Below are 16234 nucleotides of genomic sequence, written 5' to 3'. Positions count from 1 at the left end.
ACGATTTCGCCCCTCATGATTTTTGGAAAACTGGAGCCCGATGGCGCTTGGGCGCGCCGCCGCATCAGCGGCGCCCAAGGATGAAGGCCCCCATCTTCGACGCAGGCATTGGCGCCCTCTTCGGGACGCCACATCGGCATCCACAGCCGGTGTTCGATGTCTTGCGAGCCTCGCATGCCCGCACCCGCGACGCGGCGGGCATGGGTTCGGCAGAACGCCCGGGTCGCGTGATCCGGGCGTGTACAGGGCACTTGCGGGGCACCCCTGCGCCTCTCCCTTGTGACGGGGAGAGGCTGCTTTCTGGCTGCGCCTTATCCCGCCAGGGCGCGATCTTGTCCGCCGAGCGCACGCATGCCCTCGGCCATGCGTGCGCTTCGCACCGCTAGCGCCCGCGCCAGCACCTTGGGCATCTGGCGGCGGGATTTTACGCGCGGGAGGTCCAGTTCAACGGCGGGGCGCGTGCGGCCGGGGAAGTCGGCCGCATTGTCGAAAGTCTCGCGCTCGAGATTGTCGATGAAGGTCTCGGCCGGGAGGCCTTCCGCATAGATCAGATCGTGGTCCTGAAGTTCCACGTGGTAGTAAGTGAAGGTCTCCGGCAAGTCGCGATGGCGCGTGACTGTGACGCCATTCACCAGCGCGCCCGCCTGGATCAGCATGCCGCCGATGAAGAAGGCATGGTCCGGCGAGACGAAGAGGTCGCGCGCCGGCAGGCCACGGCCCAGCGCATCCGGCCGGATATGGATGGGCAGAGCGGTGAGGGGATGGGCGAGGCGGGTCTCAACCGCGCGCCGCCCGAGCCACAGCACGGGGCGGGCCTCGCCCGTGGTGGTCAGCACCAGGTCGCCGGCCTTCAGCGCTTCCACCGGCACTGCTCCGTCCGGCGTGCGGATGCGCGTGCCCTCGAGGAAGCAGGCGAGTTCATCATAGGTGTAGTGCGTGTACGTGCCGTCGCCGTTGCTGAAATAGAAGTCCTCGACGCCTTGCGCATAGACGTTCTGGTTTCCACCAGAGTCGTCCATGTTGACCGCCTGAATATCCTTGTCGAAAGTGAAGTCGTAGCGGCTGTAGCTGTAGTCGAGATAGAGGGTGTCCGTTCCCCCGCTGTCGACGATGCTCACATTGTTGGCGCCGTCGGCGTGGTAGATGTCGGACCCCTCGCCGCCATAGAAGTTGACACTGCCCAATGCGCCCTGGGCATTGAACAGGTCGGAGCCGCTGCCGCCATAGGCGTTCAGCGTGGTGTCGGCTCCGATCTGGCTGGCATTGATGATGTCGCCCTGGTCGCCGCCATAATAGGTGACGGAGCCCACAGCCATGCCGGCGTCGAAGGTGTTGCTTCCCGCGTCGCCATAGAAGGAGCCGTTTTCCGAGGAGCTCGCATAAATCTGGTCGAGGCCATCACCTCCATAGAAGGTGTTGTTGACGCCCCCGCCGACGAGCACGTCGTCGCCTGTGCCGCCATAGAAGACGGACTGGTAGGAAGAGGCTCCGCTCATATAGTCGTCGCCCGCCCCACCATAGGCGGTGGAGTTGCCCATCAGGCCGCCATAGATGCTGTCATTGTCGCCCTGCCCATAAAGGGTCAGGCCGGTATATTGGCCGCTATAGTCCTGGTTGGTGCCATGGATCTCGTCGGGATCGGACGTGCCGATGATGGTCTCGTTGTTGCCTGATGCATAGAATTCGTGGGAGGACAATTCCTCGTAGGTGTATTGAACGTAACCGCCATGGCCGTCGCTGAAGTAGAAATTCTCAACCCCCTGTGCGTAGACGACCTGTGTATCGCCCGCCGTATTGAGGGACACGGCATTGTTGTTGGAGGCGTCGAACTCGAACGTGTAGGTGCCTTCGCCGCTGCTGAGATAGAGGCTGTCCGTGCCGCCACTGTCGCTGACGGTCACATTGGCGGCGCTCTCCACATAATAAGTGTCGTTGCCCGACCCGCCGTAGAAATTGATAAAGCCCTGCGCACTGTCGCCGTGGAACTCATCCGCGCCAGTGCCGCCATAGGCATTCAGCGTCGCGCCGCGGGCGATCTCATCGGCATGGACCGTATTGCCGGCATTGCCACCATAGAATTGAACGGAACCCGTGGCGCTGTCGCCGTAGAACGTGCTGATGCCGGCACCGCCATAAAAGGCGCCGTTATTGGATGTTTCGGCATGGAAGGTGTCGGTGACGCCGTCACCGTAGAAACTGGCATAAGTTGAAGAATCGGCGTGAAATTCGTCGTTACCTACCCCGCCATAATAGCTGGAGTGACTGGACGTTCCCGCATAGAGAACGTCGTTGTTCGCATTGCCGTAGGCACTGGAGGCGGTCATGTTGCCGCCATAGATGGTGTCGTTGCCACCGGCGGCGTTGATGATCAGGTTCGAATACTGTGCGGTCCCATCCTCATTGGTGCCGTAGAGGGTCTCGGTGGCGCTGGTGCCCTGGACCGTTTCGCCATCTGCGGACGCATAGAACACGTGGGTCGAGAGTTCCTCATCGGTATAGCCGATGTAGCCGCCGTTGCCGTCGCTGAAGTAGATATTCTCTACTCCCTGCATCGTCACAGTCTGGCCTGCCGTTGATATGGTCAGCGTGTCACCAGAGGCGGACGTCGTGTATTGGTTGGGTGTCCCGTCAAAAAAGACGCTATCGGACCCGGAACTATCGGTGATGACCACATTGGCGGCGTTATTGACGTAATAGACGTCGTCTCCCCCGCCACCCGCGAAGGTCACTTCGCCCTGGGCGGTGTTGCCCAAGAAGGTATCCGCTCCCGTCCCGCCATTGGCATGCAGCGTGGAGCCAGCCTCAAGCGCACCGGCATAGACCGTGTCGCCATCATTGCCGGCCGTATAGGTGATGGTGCCTGACGCGTTGTCGCCGAAATAGGTATTGGCCCCGCCGCCGCCATAGACGGTGGCATTTACAGAGCTCCCGCCATAGAAGCTGTCGATGCCGGCGTCGCCGTAGAACGTATTATTCTGCGAGGAGTCGCCGTAGAGGATGTCCTCGCCAATGCCACCGTAAAACGAGGAATTGCTGGATGTCCCGGCGTAAAGGACGTCGTCCCCCGCATTCCCATAGGCGGTGGAGGCGATCATATTGACGCCGTAGATGGTGTCCTCGGCACCCGCCCCTTTAATCGTCAGGCCGCTATATTGCGCCGTCTGAGCTTCATTGGTGCCATAGAGAATATTAAACCCGCTATCGCCCTGAACGATAGCACCGTCCCCCGTCGCATAGACAACTGTAGTCGCCACCCCCGCCTCCCCACATGCGGCGTATAGATGGCTCTACTGTCTAGCTTACCGCCTTACATTCAAGGCGTTCCAGAAAGGAATCTGGCGCGGCGGGCAATGTGGTCAAAAAGTTTCACGAACCGACAGGGAGAATTTCCCGGCAGGCGTGTTCACTCGAACGAATGTATCACTGGTTGCAAGCTTGCGGCCCCCACTCAGTAACGACGCATCAAGCCCACAAGCCGCCCCTGGATCCGAACCCGGTCCGGCCCGAAGATTCGGGTCTCATAAGAGGGATTGGCCGCCTCGAGGGCAATGGAGGCGCCCTTCTTGCGCAGGCGCTTTAAGGTGGCTTCCTCGTCATCCACCAGGGCGACCACGATGTCCCCGGTATCGGCGGTGTCGCACTTGCGGATCAGCACGGTGTCGCCATCCAGGATGCCGGCCTCGATCATGCTGTCGCCGCGCACTTCCAGGGCAAAATGCTCCCCCACGCCCAGCATGTCGGGCGGCAGGTTGAGGGTGTGGCTGCGGCTCTGGATGGCCGAAATGGGCGTGCCGGCCGCGATGCGGCCCATCACCGGCACGGCGACAGTGGTGGCCACATCCTCTTCGTCATCCACCGGCGGCCGCACCCGGCCGAGGCTGCCCTCGATCACGGAGGGCGAGAAGCCCTTGGCGCGGCTCGTGCCCAGGGCCGGCGCAACGCTGTCCGGCAGGCGCACCACCTCCAGCGCGCGGGCCCGGTTGGGCAGGCGACGAATGAAGCCGCGTTCTTCCAGCGCCGTGATGAGGCGATGGATGCCCGACTTCGACCGCAGGTCCAGCGCCTCCTTCATCTCGTCGAAGGAGGGAGGCACCCCCGTCTCCTTCAGGCGTTCATGAATGAAGCGCAGCAGGTCATATTGCTTGCGTGTCAGCATCGCAGATCCCGTCCCAGCCGGCAGCCCCGACGCGTCCGTGCCCCGGACAGGCCAGTCCACCCAATTGCGGCCCCTCTCGCACGGATGGGTCCAACGGCGCCGGGACACACCCGGCTCAGGCCGCGGCGCACCCGGTCCTTATCCGGCGCCGATCCGTCCGCTCGCCTTCGACCCTCCGTAAAAAGGCGAAGGAAAGCGAAACAAATCGAGAACAATTCTCTACATGTTCCTTTTGTGTTCCACAAGAGTGAACATGAGGTAAAAGCGCGGATGAGAGGGTGAGCTTTGTCGCGGACGCAGATCAGTCCGCCAGGCGGATGATCTCGCACGCCTCGCCCGGCGCGCCCTCCGGGGCGAAGGCGGGGCGCACCAGCAGGCAATCGGCCAGCGCCAGGGCGGAGATCATGCCGCTGTCCTGGAGGGGCAGGGGGGTGACCTCCGGCACGCCGTCCACTCCGGGCCGGCTGGTGCAGCGCATGAAGTCGAGCCGAATGTCATTGGCCTTCACGGGCGCCGCCAGGCGGGCGGGCACCCGGGGTGTCTCCAATTCCGCCATGCCTTGGAGCGCTTTCACAAGCGGCGCCAGGAAGAGGAAGGCGCAGACATAGGACGAGACGGGATTGCCGGGCAGGCCCAGAACGCGCATGTCGCCGCCGCGGCCATACATGAGCGGCTTGCCGGGCCGCAGCGCGATCTTATGGACGGTGAGGGCGATCCCCTCGGCGCGCAGGGCCGGCGCCATAAGGTCGTGCTCACCCACCGAGGCGCCGCCGGATGTCACCAGCACGTCGAAGCCCTCCGCGCGGGCGCGGGCGATGGCGGCGCGGGTCCCCTCCAGCGTGTCTTCCACCTTGCCAAGGTCGCTCACCTCGGCGCCTGCCGCCCGCGCGAGGGCGGTGAGGCCAAACACGTTGGACATGACCACATCCGAGGCAGCCCGGGCTTCGCCGGGGCGCACCAATTCATCCCCCGTCTGAAGGATGCCGACGCGCGGCCGGCGGCGGACCATCAGGGTGGAATGGTTGGCGGCGGCGGCGAGCATGACGTCGCGGGCATTGAGCCGCTGGCCGGCCTTCAGAATCACCGTGCCTTCGGCAAAATCAAAGCCCTTGCGGCGGATGTTGCGGCCGGGCGCCGTCTCTTTCTCCACCACCACGTCATCGCCATCGCGGCGCGTGTTTTCCTGGATCACCACCGTGTCGGCGCCCTCCGGCACCAGCGCGCCGGTGAAGATGCGCGCGGCGGTGCCGGGCGCGAGCGGCGCGCCGAGGGGGCGGCCAGCGGCCGATTCGCCCCGCACGGGCAGGCGGACGGGGAGGGCGGCAATGTCGGCGGCGCGCACCGCATAGCCATCCATGGCCGACATATCGGCCACCGGCTGGCTCCGACGGGCCACAAGATCTTCGGCCAGCACGCGGCCCACGGCCTCGCCCACCGGCACGGTCTCCGCCGGAAGCGGGACGAGGTCGGACAGGACGAGGGAGAGGGCGGCGTCGACCGGCATCAGGGACATGGGATGATCCTCGCGCGGCCGGTCAGGGTTCGGCCCGCCAGTGGCCGGAACGGCCGCCGGCCTTTTCCATCAGGCGGATGCCGCCGATGCGCATGCCCCGGTCTGCCGCCTTGGCCATGTCATAGATGGTCAGGCAGGCGACGGAGACGGCGGTGAGCGCCTCCATCTCCACGCCGGTCTGGCCCGTGGTCTTCACCCGCGCGGTCACCCGCAGGCCGGGGAGGGCATCGTCCGGCTCCACCTCCAGCTCCACCTTGGCGAGCATGAGGGGGTGGCAGAGCGGAATGAGCTCATGCGTGCGCTTGGCGGCCATGATTCCCGCAATGCGCGCGATGCCCAGCACGTCGCCCTTCTTGGCATTGCCGGAGCGGATGAGGGCCAGCGTCTCCGCCGCCATGGCCACCTCTCCCACGGCAACCGCCTCGCGCGCGGTCGCCGCCTTTTCGGAGACGTCGACCATACGCGCGGCGCCGGAGGAATCCAGATGGGTCAGGCCGGACATGAGGGGCGTCCTATTTCAGGCGGGTCCAGGTCTGGGTCTCGCAGAAGACCATGACGCAGCCCTTCACCTGGAGGGTGTTGTCGCCCTTCAGTTCGAGCGTGGAAGAATAGGTCTTGCCGTCGTCGGGATTATAGATCTTGCCACCGGTCCAGGAGCCGCCCTTGCCGGTGAAGCCCTGGAGCATCAGGAGCCCCTTGAGCGGGCGGCTGCGCTGCGCGGCATCCGTGTTCTTGGAATCGGTGAGGTTGGGATTGGCCTTGATGTCCGAGGACGACACGAGGCGCCCGCACACCGAACTGCCGCAGGCGGTGATCTCCACGACGCCGTCGTCGGTGGGGGTCTGCCAGGTTCCGGTCACGTCGGCCGCAAGGGCCGGGCCGGCCAAGCCGGTCAGGATCGCAAGGGCCAGAAGCCGCGCGCGCATTGTCGCTTCTCCTCATGCCGGAGGCGGCAGGCGCGCCGCCCCGGTGATGCCGTTCCATGCACGGGAGAATCTCCCGCACGTCGGCGGCGACTATTGCAGAGCGGGCGGCAGGCGTCACCCGTCGCGCGGTACCCACGCTGTGCCCGGGTCCTTGGGCTCAGCGCGCGCGCGTCCAGCTTTGCGTCTTGCACAGCGGCACGAACACGCAGCCCTTCACCTTCAGCGTGTCATCGCCATCGAGGGTGAGGGTGGCCGAATAGGTCTTGCCGTCCTCGGCATTATAGATGGTGCCGTCGCTCCAATTGCCGCCCGAACCCTTGAAGCCCTGGAGGATGACGAGGCTCTTCAGCGCGCGGCCGCGCTGGGCGGGATCGGTGTTGTTCACGTCCTTCAGCGTCGGATCGGCCTTCAGGCCGTCGGACGAGACCAGGCGCCCGCAGACAGAGGCGCCGCATTTGTAGATTTCCACCACGCCGTTGCGGCTGGGCGTGAGCCACGTGCCGGTCACGTCGGCGGCGAGGGCGCCGAAGGCGAACAGCGGAGAGAGGGCAACGGACAGCGCCAGCGCGCCGGGAGACAGACGAACCATGGGCATCCTCCATGCTCCGCCTCATTGAAGGCGGCCGTGCATGGCCGCCCGGGCGGAGCTGGGGGCATGATCGTTCAGGTTGACCTATACGGCAAGTCTAGTCCGCAAGGAGCGCCCGTGTGGCTGAAGCGACATCGTCCTGCCGCATCAGGCTCTCGCCCACCAGGATGGAGCGGATGCCCACTTCGCGCAGCAGGGCCACGTCGGCGGGCGTGAAGATGCCGCTCTCGCCGATGCAGACCCGGTCCGCCGGCACGCGGGGGGCGAGGTGCTGGGAGTTGGCCAGCGTCACATCGAAGGTGCGCAGGTCGCGATTGTTGATGCCCACCAGCGGCGCGCCCAGCGCCAAGGCGCGGTCGAGCTCGGCGTCGTCATGGACCTCGATGATGGCGTCCATGCCGTAATGCAGGGCGGCGGCGTAGAGGTCGGCGGCGAGCGCGTCGTCCACCGAGGCCATGATGATGAGGATGCAGTCCGCCCCCCAGGAGCGGGCCTCCGCCACCTGATAGGTGTCGTGCATGAAGTCCTTGCGCAGCACCGGCAGGGAACAGGCGGCGCGGGCGGCCACCAGGAATTCCGGTGCCCCCTGAAAGGAGGGCGTGTCGGTGAGCACGGAGAGGCAGGACGCCCCGCCGGCCTCATAGGCGGCGGCCAGCGAAGGCGGATCGAAATCCGGGCGGATGAGGCCCTTGGACGGGCTTGCCTTCTTGATCTCGGCGATCAGCGCCGTGCGGTTGGCGGCGATGGCGGAGCTCAGCGCGCCGCCGAAGGGGCGCACGGTCGGGGCGGCCTTCGCGGCCGCTTCCACCTCGGCCAGCGGACGAACAGCCTTGGCGGCGGCGATCTCTTCGAGCTTGTAGGTCTCGATCTTGCGCAGGATGTTGGGCTTGGTCATGCCGCCGCCTTGTTGGACGTCTCGATCAGGGCGTCGAGCCGCGCCTTGGCGGCGCCGCTATCGAGGCTCTGTTGCGCGAGGGCGACGCCCTCTTCAAGGGTTTCGGCCCGGCCGGCCACATGGAGCGCGGCGGCGGCGTTGAGGACGGCCACATCGCGATAGGCATTGCGGGCGCCTTCCAGCACCGCCCGCAGGGCGGTCGCGTTATGGGCGGCATCGCCCCCCTTCACCGCCTCGGGGGCGGCGCGTTCGAGGCCGAACTGCTCGGGCCAGATCTCGAAGGTGCGGATGCGCCCGTCGGCAAGCTCGGCAATGTCAGTGGGGCCGCAAATGGTGATCTCGTCCAGCCCGTCCGAGCCGTGCACCACGAAGGCGCGCTCGGAGTCGAGCGTGCGGAGCACTTCCGCGAGCGGGGCAATCCAGGACTTGGCGAACACGCCCACCATCTGGCGCTTCACCCCCGCCGGATTGGAGAGCGGGCCCAGCAGGTTGAAGATGGTGCGCGTACCCAGCTCCACGCGGGTGGGGCCCACATGCTTCATGGCCGGGTGGTGGCTCGGCGCGAACATGAAGCCGATGCCTGTCTCGGCGATACAGCGGGAAATGCCGGCGGGCGGCAGGTCGATCTTGATGCCCAGTGCCATCAGCACGTCGGCGGCGCCCGACTTGGAGGAGAGCGCCCGGTTGCCGTGCTTGGCCACCGGCACGCCGGCGCCCGCCACGATGAAGGAGGCGCAGGTGGAGATGTTGTAGGAGCCGGAGGCATCGCCCCCGGTGCCCACCACGTCCACAGCGCCCGAGGGGGCAGTGACGGGCAGCATCTTCTCGCGCATGACGGAGACGGCGCCGGCAATCTCCTCCACCGTCTCGCCGCGCACGCGCAGGCCCATGAGCAGCGCGCCCATCTGGGAGGGGGTGGCCTCGCCCGACATCATCTTGTCGAACACATAGGCCGATTCTTCGCGCGTGAGCGCGGCGCCGCTGGCGACCTTCGCCAGGAGGGGGCGGAACAATTCCATGGCGTCAGCTCCCCTGCCTCTTGCCCGCATTGAAGGCGGTGGCGATCTCCAGGAAGTTGCGGATGAGGGCATGGCCATTTTCCGAGGCGATGCTCTCGGGATGGAACTGCACCCCATGCACCGGATGGGTGCGATGGGCGAGGCCCATGATGAGGCCGTCTTCCGTGTGGGCGGTGACTTCCAGGGCCGCGGGCAAGGTGCCGCGATCCACGATCAGCGAATGATAGCGCGTTGCCTGGAACGCCCGGTTGAGGCCGCGGAACACCGAGCGCCCGTCGTGATGGATCTCGGACATCTTGCCGTGCATGGGGATGGGCGCGCGGATCACGTCGCCGCCGAACACCTGGCCGATGGCCTGGTGCCCGAGGCAGACGCCGAACAGCGGCACCTCGCCGGCGGCGCGGGCGATGAGGTCGAGGCAGATGCCCGCCTCGCTCGGCGTGCACGGCCCGGGAGAGATGACGATGGCGTCCGGCTTCTCGGCCAGCACCGCCTCCACGTCCTTCGCATCGTTGCGATGGACGGTGACGGTGGCCCCCAGCTCTCCGAGATAGTGCCAGAGATTGTAGGTGAAGCTGTCGTAATTATCGATCAGCGTAACGGCGGTCATCGGAACTCCAGGCCCGGCGGATCCGGGCAGGCGGCTCGCGCTCCTGATGGCAGCAAGCCCGCCCCGAGTTAATGCGTGGGGTGGCGGCAGGGTCAAGCGCCGCGCCATCGTTCCTTCAGGAAGAGCCGCCGGCCGGTCATTGCCCGCGCCCCGCACGCGCGGCGAAGCGCACAGCCTCCTCGCCCGCCCGGAACAGGGCCTTGGCCTTGTTGATGCATTCCTGGTGCTCGCTCAGCGGCACGGAATCATAGACGAGGCCGGCGCCCGCCTGCACATACATGCGCCCGTCCTTCACGATGGCGGTGCGCAGCACGATGCAGGTGTCCATCTCGCCATTGGCGCCGAAATAGCCGATGGCGCCGGCATAGATGCCGCGCTTGTCCTTCTCCAGCCCGTCGATGATCTCCATGGCGCGCACCTTGGGCGCGCCGGAGACCGTGCCGGCGGGAAAGCCCGCCGCCAAGGCGTCGAGGGCGTCGAACCTAGGGTCCACCGTGCCTTCCACGTTGGAGACGATGTGCATCACCTGGCTGTAGCGCTCGATGAAGAAGCTGTCGGTGACCTCAACCGTGCCGATCTTGGAGACACGGCCCACATCGTTGCGGCCGAGGTCCAGGAGCATGAGATGCTCGGCCCGCTCCTTGGGGTCGGCCAGAAGCTCGGTGGCCAGGGCCTCGTCCTCGCCGTGGGTGGCGCCGCGCTTACGGGTGCCGGCGATGGGGCGGATAGTGACCTTGCCGTCCCGCAGCCGCACCAGGATTTCCGGGCTGGAGCACACCACCGAGAAGCCGGCGAAGTTCAGATAGACCAGGAAGGGCGCCGGATTGACCCGCCGCAGCGCTCGGTAGAGGGCGAAGGGCGGCAAGGTGAAGGGGCTCTCGAAGCGCTGGGACAGCACCACCTGAAAGATGTCGCCGGCGCGGATGAATTCCTTCGCCTTCTCCACCATGGCGCAGAACTCGGCCTCCGAAGTGTTGGAGACCTGGTCCACATGGCCATGGAAGGGTTCGGGCGCGGGATGGGAGATGGAGCGTTCCAGGGCCGCCACCACCTGGTCGAGCCGCTCCAGCGCCGCCTCGAACGCCGCCTTGGCGGAGACGCCGTCCACCGGACGCACGGGGGTGACGGCGGTCAGCTCGTCCTTCACCGCGTCGAACACCACCATCAAGGTGGGGCGGATGAGGAGCGCCTCGGGCACGCCGATGGGATCGGGCTTGGCGGGAGCGAGCCGCTCCATCTGCCGCACCATGTCATAGCCGAGATAGCCGAACACGCCCGCCGCCATGGGCGGGGCGCCCTCGGGCAAGGCGATGGCCGATTCGGCCAGCAGGGCGCGCAGCGCCTTGAGCGGCGGCTCGGCGCAGGGCGCGAAGGCGTCGGGGTCGGTGAGGGCGGTGCGGTTGATCTCCGCCTTTTCCCCATTGGCGCGCCAGATCACGTCGGGCGCATAACCGATCATGGAATAGCGCCCGCGCGTCTCCCCGCCCTCCACCGATTCCAGGAGGAAGGCGTTGGGCAGGTCGCCGGCGATCTTCAGGAAGGCCGAGACGGGGGTCTCCAGGTCCGCCACCAGCGTGGTGGAGACGACCTGCGCCTCGCCCCGGGCATAGCGCCGGGAAAAGGCCTCGAAATCGGTGGGAGCATTCATGGCTGGGCTCAATTCGCGCTGCCGCCGCCGATGGCCAGCATGTAGGAGCGCTCGTTGATCGACACGCCGATCTCCTTGCGCAGCTGGACCACATACTGATTAAGGATGTCGCCCTCCAATTGCTGGCCAAGCTGAGCCTCAAGCCGGGCGTCGAGGGCGGTGTCGGCCGGCACGGTTTCCTTGGTCACCTGGAACAGGATGCGCTCCGCCGGCACGGTGCCGGAGGTAACCCCGGCCTCGTTCACCTTGGCGTTGAACACCGCCTGCACGGCCGCGGCGCCGAAGTCCCCGGCCGTGCGGCCGCGCTGGAGGCCGTCCTGGGTCTTGAGGTCGAGGCCCGCGGTGGACGCCACGTCCGCCAACGACTTGCCGCCTTTGACCTCGGCCAGCAAGGCGTCCGCCTTGGCGTTGACGGCCTTTACGGTCTCGTCCTCGGTCCAGCGGGCCTTCACCTGGTCTTTCACCTCGTCGAATGGGCGTTCGCGGGCGGGCGTCACCTCTTTGACCTCGTACCAGACATAGCCGCCGTTCTGGGGCAGCTGCACCGCATCGGTCTCGACCCCCGGCTGGGCCGAGAAGGCACCGGACACCACATCCGCGCGGCCGGGAATGTCATTGATCTCAGCGCCGGACGGATCGCGGCCCGAGCGGTCCACGCCATCCACCGTCTCCAGGGGAAGGCCGAGCTTCTGCGAGACTTCCGCGAGCGTCGAGCCGGACGCGCGCTCGTCCTCAATGGCATCGTGCTTGTCGAGCAGTTCCTTGCGGGCGCGGTCGAGGGCGATCTCCTGGTGGATCTGCCCGGCGACCTGCTCCAGGGGCTGCTGGGCACCGGGCTCCACCTTCACCACATGCACGAGGGCGGTGCCGAACGCGCCTTGAATGGGCGCGCTGGTGCCGCCTTCCGGCAGGTTGAATGCGGCGTCCGCCACTTTGGGGTCGATGAGGTCCGCCTTCGCCACCGTGCCGAGGCTGATGTCCTTGTCGCTGAGCTTGCGGGCCTCCGCGATGTCGGCAAACGAGGCGCCGGCCTTCACCTTCTGCGATGCCGAGTCCGCATCCTCGGCGGAGGGGAAGACGATCTGCTGGAGCGTGCGCTTTTCCGGCGTGCCGAATCGGCCGGGATTGGCGTCATAGGCCGCCTTGACGTCGGCGTCCGACACCTGGATCCAGGGGGCCAGCGTCGCGGGGGTCAGGGCCAGGTAGGAGATGGCCCGGTATTCCGGCGCGCGGAAGGTGATCTTGTGCGCGTCATAGAAGGCCTTGAGCTGGTCTTCGGTCGGCTCGTGCAGGGCGCCGGCGGCGGCAGGTCCCACGGCCACGTAGGACACGTCCCGTTGCTGGGTCTCGTAGCGATGGATCAGGTCCCGCAGCACGGCGGGGGCAGTGACATTGCCGCCGAAGGATTCCACCAGCTGCTCGCGGATCTTGCGCTGGCGCTCCATGCCGATGAAGCGTTCCTCGGTCAGACCGTTGGCGCGCAGGAGCTGGCCGAAATAGGCCGGATCGAAGGCCGTGGCGCCCTGGGGCCGGAAGGCGGGATTGTCGCGGATCTCGCGGGCGATCTCGTCGTCGGAGAGGGCAAGGCCGAGGCGCTTGGCCTGGTCGTCGAGGGCGGTCTCGGCGATCATCTGGTCGAGGATCTGCCGGTCGAGCCCGAAGGCGCGGGCCTGCTCGGGGGTGATGACCCGGCCGGCCTGGCGGCTGATCCGCTGCAATTGGTTCAGATACTGCTGCCGGAAGGCATCCATGGAAATCTCGGTGCCGCCCACCTTGGCCACCGCATTGGCACCATAGGTGCGGAAGACGTCGGCGACGCCCCAGACCACGAAGCTCAGGGTGAGGATGGCGAGAAATCCCTTGGCGATGAAGCCCGAGGCGCCTTTGCGGAGTGTCTGAAGTACCATCGTCCCGACTGACTTGAGATGGGCGACCGGAGGCCCGGCGCGGAAGGCGCGCATCATAGGGAGGGGGCTTCCTCCCCGCAACGGCGCAGAACGGCGTGTTTGCAGTGCCTTTCGACCTCTGCTAACCGCACGGAAAGACGACATGAAACCGGAGATGCCGATGCCCGCCGCCCGCCGCCCGCTCGTTGCCGGAAACTGGAAGATGAACGGTTTGAAGCATTCCGGCGCCGAACTGCTCGCCATGGCGGACGGCTATGATGCGGCCCTGAAGGACAAGGTCGACCTGCTCATCTGCCCGCCCGCCACGCTCGTGGCGCTCCTGGCGGGGGAAGCGGCGGGCTCCGGCATCGCCATTGGCGGCCAGGATTGCCATGCCAAGGCCTCCGGTGCCCATACCGGGGACATCGCGGCGGAAATGCTGAAGGATGCGGGCGCGAGCTTCGTCATCGTGGGCCATAGCGAGCGCCGCACCGACCACGGGGAGAGCGATGCGGCCGTGCGCGCCAAGGCCGAGGCGGCCTGGCGTGCGGGCCTGACGGCCATCATATGCGTCGGCGAGACGCGCCAGGAGCGCGAGGCCGGATCGGCGCTGTCGGTGGTGGCCGGGCAGGTGCGCGGCTCCGTGCCGGCGGGCGCCACCGGGCAAAACATGGTGGTGGCCTACGAGCCCGTCTGGGCCATCGGCACCGGCCTCGTCCCGACCGTTGCGGATGTGGAGGAAATGCACGGGGCGATTCGCACGGTGCTTGCCGAGGCGCTGGGCGCGGAGGCCGGCAAGGTGCGCATTCTTTATGGCGGCTCGGTCAAGCCGGAGAACGCCGTCGCTTTGCTTCATGCCGCGGACGTGGATGGCGCTCTGGTGGGAGGTGCCAGCCTGAAGGCGAGTGATTTCCTCGCCATCGCAAAGGCTTACGCCTCAGTCTGAAAGCCCGGCCTCGGCGGGTGTCGGGCGGGGCGTGGGACGGCCGGGTTCCCCCGGCCGTCGTTCCGGCTGTTACTGGGTGGCCATGGGGCTGAAATTCGTCGCCTGGAGCAGCTGCTTCAGGATCGACAGCTCGGCGCCGGAGGTGGGCGTGGTCTGGCTGACGAAGTCGAAGACCTTGCCGTCCTGCAGGCCGTAATTGGCGATGCGGGTGACCCGGCGGTTCTTGTCGAAATACACCGCCAGCACCTTCTGCTCGATGATCTCGGGCTTCAGGAATGCCACTTTCTGCTGCACCTGGGAGATGTAGTAGAACACGTCGCCATTCACCACCGAGACGGTGGACGGCGATCCCAGCACCAGCAGCACCTGCTCCTGGCTCGATCCCACGGGGACCTGTTCCAGCGCGCCCTCCGAGAGCACATAGCCGCGGTGATAGGTGCGCACCACGCCGGACAGCGTGGTCCCGGAGCCGGTGGTCAGTCCTGGCGCGCCGCTGCAGGCGGTCAGGAAGGTGGAGGCAGCGGCGGCGCCGATGAGGGCTCCGGTGCGCAGAAGGCTACGCCTGCGGGAGGACGAAGTGTCGGGTGCACCGATCTTCAACTGCATTGACGCCACGCCATGTCCCTCGTTCGAGGCGAAAGCCCGGCCGCCGGCCGCGCCTTCCGCGCTCCCATTGTTTCCCATCCGGCCCCGCGCGTTCGACGCGCCGCCGCCGATCCGTCACCAGCCCGGGTGCCCCCACCCCGCAGCCATTCCCGCCCTTGCCACGCGGGACCGGGCGCGCTACGCCCGAAAAAAGGGTTCGAGCAGGCGCATTACCGTGCGCCTCGCCCCACGCCAAGATCCCCCGCAGGACGTAATGCTCAAGCTGTTCCGCCGAAACAAGACCCAAGACACCATCGAGCGGCTGTATGGCGCGATCGTGGCACAGGCGCGGCAGCCAGCCTTCTATATGGAGTTGGGCGTCCCCGATACGGTGGAAGGGCGGTTCGAGCTTCTCCTTCTGCACACCTTCCTGGTCTGCCATCGCCTGAAGGGCGAGGGGGAGGTTGGGCAGGACATGTCCCAGAAGGTGTTCGACGCCTTCCTGGACGACATGGATCGCACCTTGCGCGAGATGGGAATCGGCGACCTGTCCGTGCCCAAGCGCATGAAGAAGATCGGCCAGGCCTTCTATGGCCGCACGGCCGCCTATGACGTGGCGCTGGCCAGCGGCCCGCAGGCGCTGCACGAGGCCCTGGCACGGAACGTGTTCGAGGCCGATGCGTCACATGCCCCCGCCGGCGCCCTTGCCGCTTATGTCAGCGCGGCGCGCGACGCGCTGGCCGCCCAGCCGCTCGACCGTTTTTCCAGCGGCGAGGCCGCCTTCCCGCCATTCTCGCCGGATAAAGTTGAAGTCCATGTCTGACCAGCCTTTGACCCATAAAGTTCGCATCGCCGAACTCTCGCCCACGGGCACGACCGTGCGCCTCGTGCCGAACGCGCAGGAGCGCGCCGCCCTGGCCCGCTATGTGGACGTGCTGGACGTGTCCGATTTCACCCTGGAGGCCAATATCGTGCCCCGCCGCGAGGGGGCGGTGGTGACGGGGCGGCTGAGGGCGACCGTGCGGGTGACCTCCGTGGTCTCCCTGGAGCCGTTCGACGACACGGTGGACGAGACGTTCGAGGTGGAGTTCGCTCCGCCGGAGGAGGTGGCGGCGCTTGAGGCGGCGCAGGAGGAAGACCCCGAGGCCGAGGTTCTGCGCGATCCGCCGGACGCACTGGTGGATGGCGCGGTGGACATTGGCGCCCTGGCTGCGGAATTTCTGTCGCTTGGCCTTGACCCCTATCCCCGCCGTCCGGGAGAGGTGTTCGAGACCCATGAGGAGGGGCCGGCGGTCGAATCGCCTTTCGCCGCGCTCGCCCAGTTGAAGGGGAAAACGTGACCCTCGGCGTGGCTCTCTGCGAGCACCCGCGCGGCGGCAGTTGCGGCCCGAATTTCACACGTTATTGTCCGCCCGCCATGCGGCATGCCCGCGCCGCGCAGGATCGACTGGAACCCTCGAC

Annotated in this window: 15 protein-coding genes; 3 read left to right on the top strand and 12 right to left on the bottom strand. The window is 66.8% G+C overall.

What is annotated here, in order from left to right:
- Nucleotides 1–311: 311 nt before the first annotated feature.
- From ACT54L_RS15350 to ACT54L_RS15300, 11 genes are all read right to left on the bottom strand, one after another.
- The gene (locus ACT54L_RS15350) at nt 312–3254 is read right to left on the bottom strand and encodes a Hint domain-containing protein (protein WP_476086501.1); all 2943 of its coding nucleotides are present in this window, start codon (nt 3252–3254) and stop codon (nt 312–314) included.
- 194 nt (nt 3255–3448) lie between these two features.
- Nucleotides 3449–4156, bottom strand: coding sequence for a transcriptional repressor LexA (lexA, locus tag ACT54L_RS15345; RefSeq protein WP_476086500.1), 708 nt, complete (start codon nt 4154–4156; stop codon nt 3449–3451).
- Between the two features lie 301 nt (nt 4157–4457).
- Complete coding sequence (locus ACT54L_RS15340; RefSeq protein WP_476086499.1) at nt 4458–5669, bottom strand: molybdopterin molybdotransferase MoeA; 1212 nt, start codon at nt 5667–5669, stop codon at nt 4458–4460.
- Between the two features lie 22 nt (nt 5670–5691).
- The gene (gene moaC / locus ACT54L_RS15335; RefSeq protein WP_476086498.1) at nt 5692–6171 is read right to left on the bottom strand and encodes a cyclic pyranopterin monophosphate synthase MoaC; all 480 of its coding nucleotides are present in this window, start codon (nt 6169–6171) and stop codon (nt 5692–5694) included.
- Between the two features lie 10 nt (nt 6172–6181).
- Nucleotides 6182–6595: a DUF2147 domain-containing protein gene (locus tag ACT54L_RS15330; protein WP_476086497.1), complete on the bottom strand. Its 414-nt coding sequence runs from the start codon at nt 6593–6595 to the stop codon at nt 6182–6184.
- 157 nt (nt 6596–6752) lie between these two features.
- Nucleotides 6753–7184, bottom strand: a complete 432-nt coding sequence (locus ACT54L_RS15325) for a DUF2147 domain-containing protein (protein WP_476086496.1) — start codon at nt 7182–7184, stop codon at nt 6753–6755.
- A gap of 97 nt (nt 7185–7281) precedes the next feature.
- Nucleotides 7282–8079, bottom strand: coding sequence for an indole-3-glycerol phosphate synthase TrpC (gene trpC, locus ACT54L_RS15320; protein WP_476086495.1), 798 nt, complete (start codon nt 8077–8079; stop codon nt 7282–7284).
- The gene (gene trpD, locus ACT54L_RS15315) at nt 8076–9098 is read right to left on the bottom strand and encodes an anthranilate phosphoribosyltransferase (protein ID WP_476086494.1); all 1023 of its coding nucleotides are present in this window, start codon (nt 9096–9098) and stop codon (nt 8076–8078) included. The genes trpC and trpD overlap by 4 nt, the downstream gene beginning before the upstream one ends.
- A 4-nt stretch (nt 9099–9102) precedes the next feature.
- Nucleotides 9103–9708, bottom strand: a complete 606-nt coding sequence (locus ACT54L_RS15310; protein WP_476086493.1) for an anthranilate synthase component II — start codon at nt 9706–9708, stop codon at nt 9103–9105.
- A 136-nt stretch (nt 9709–9844) separates the two neighbouring features.
- Nucleotides 9845–11356 (bottom strand): anthranilate synthase component I, encoded by a 1512-nt coding sequence (trpE, locus tag ACT54L_RS15305; protein WP_476086492.1) that lies wholly within the window; start codon nt 11354–11356, stop codon nt 9845–9847.
- 8 nt (nt 11357–11364) lie between these two features.
- A complete protein-coding gene (locus ACT54L_RS15300) occupies nt 11365–13263 on the bottom strand; it encodes a SurA N-terminal domain-containing protein (protein ID WP_476086491.1) in 1899 nt (632 codons plus the stop codon).
- 160 nt (nt 13264–13423) lie between these two features.
- On the opposite strand from ACT54L_RS15300, the gene tpiA reads away from it, so the two are divergent.
- A complete protein-coding gene (tpiA, locus tag ACT54L_RS15295; RefSeq protein WP_476086691.1) occupies nt 13424–14188 on the top strand; it encodes a triose-phosphate isomerase in 765 nt (254 codons plus the stop codon).
- Between the two features lie 69 nt (nt 14189–14257).
- Here tpiA and ACT54L_RS15290 read toward each other — a convergent pair whose 3' ends face one another.
- Nucleotides 14258–14794, bottom strand: coding sequence for an outer membrane protein assembly factor BamE (locus ACT54L_RS15290; RefSeq protein WP_476086490.1), 537 nt, complete (start codon nt 14792–14794; stop codon nt 14258–14260).
- Nucleotides 14795–15047: 253 nt separating this feature from the next.
- Between ACT54L_RS15290 and ACT54L_RS15285 the strand changes: the two genes are divergently transcribed.
- Both ACT54L_RS15285 and ACT54L_RS15280 read left to right on the top strand, forming a co-directional pair.
- Nucleotides 15048–15596 carry a ubiquinol-cytochrome C chaperone family protein gene (locus ACT54L_RS15285; protein WP_476086489.1) on the top strand — a complete coding sequence of 183 codons (549 nt, stop codon included), beginning with the start codon at nt 15048–15050 and terminating at the stop codon, nt 15594–15596.
- Entirely contained in the window at nt 15589–16113 is a 525-nt protein-coding gene (locus ACT54L_RS15280; protein WP_476086488.1) for a YceD family protein, read from the top strand. Before ACT54L_RS15285 ends, ACT54L_RS15280 begins: the two co-directional genes overlap by 8 nt.
- Nucleotides 16114–16234: the final 121 nt, after the last annotated feature.

The sequence above is a fragment of the Aquabacter sp. DMC10 genome (assembly GCF_056314145.1).
This window is presented reverse-complemented; position numbering and strand designations above follow the sequence as displayed.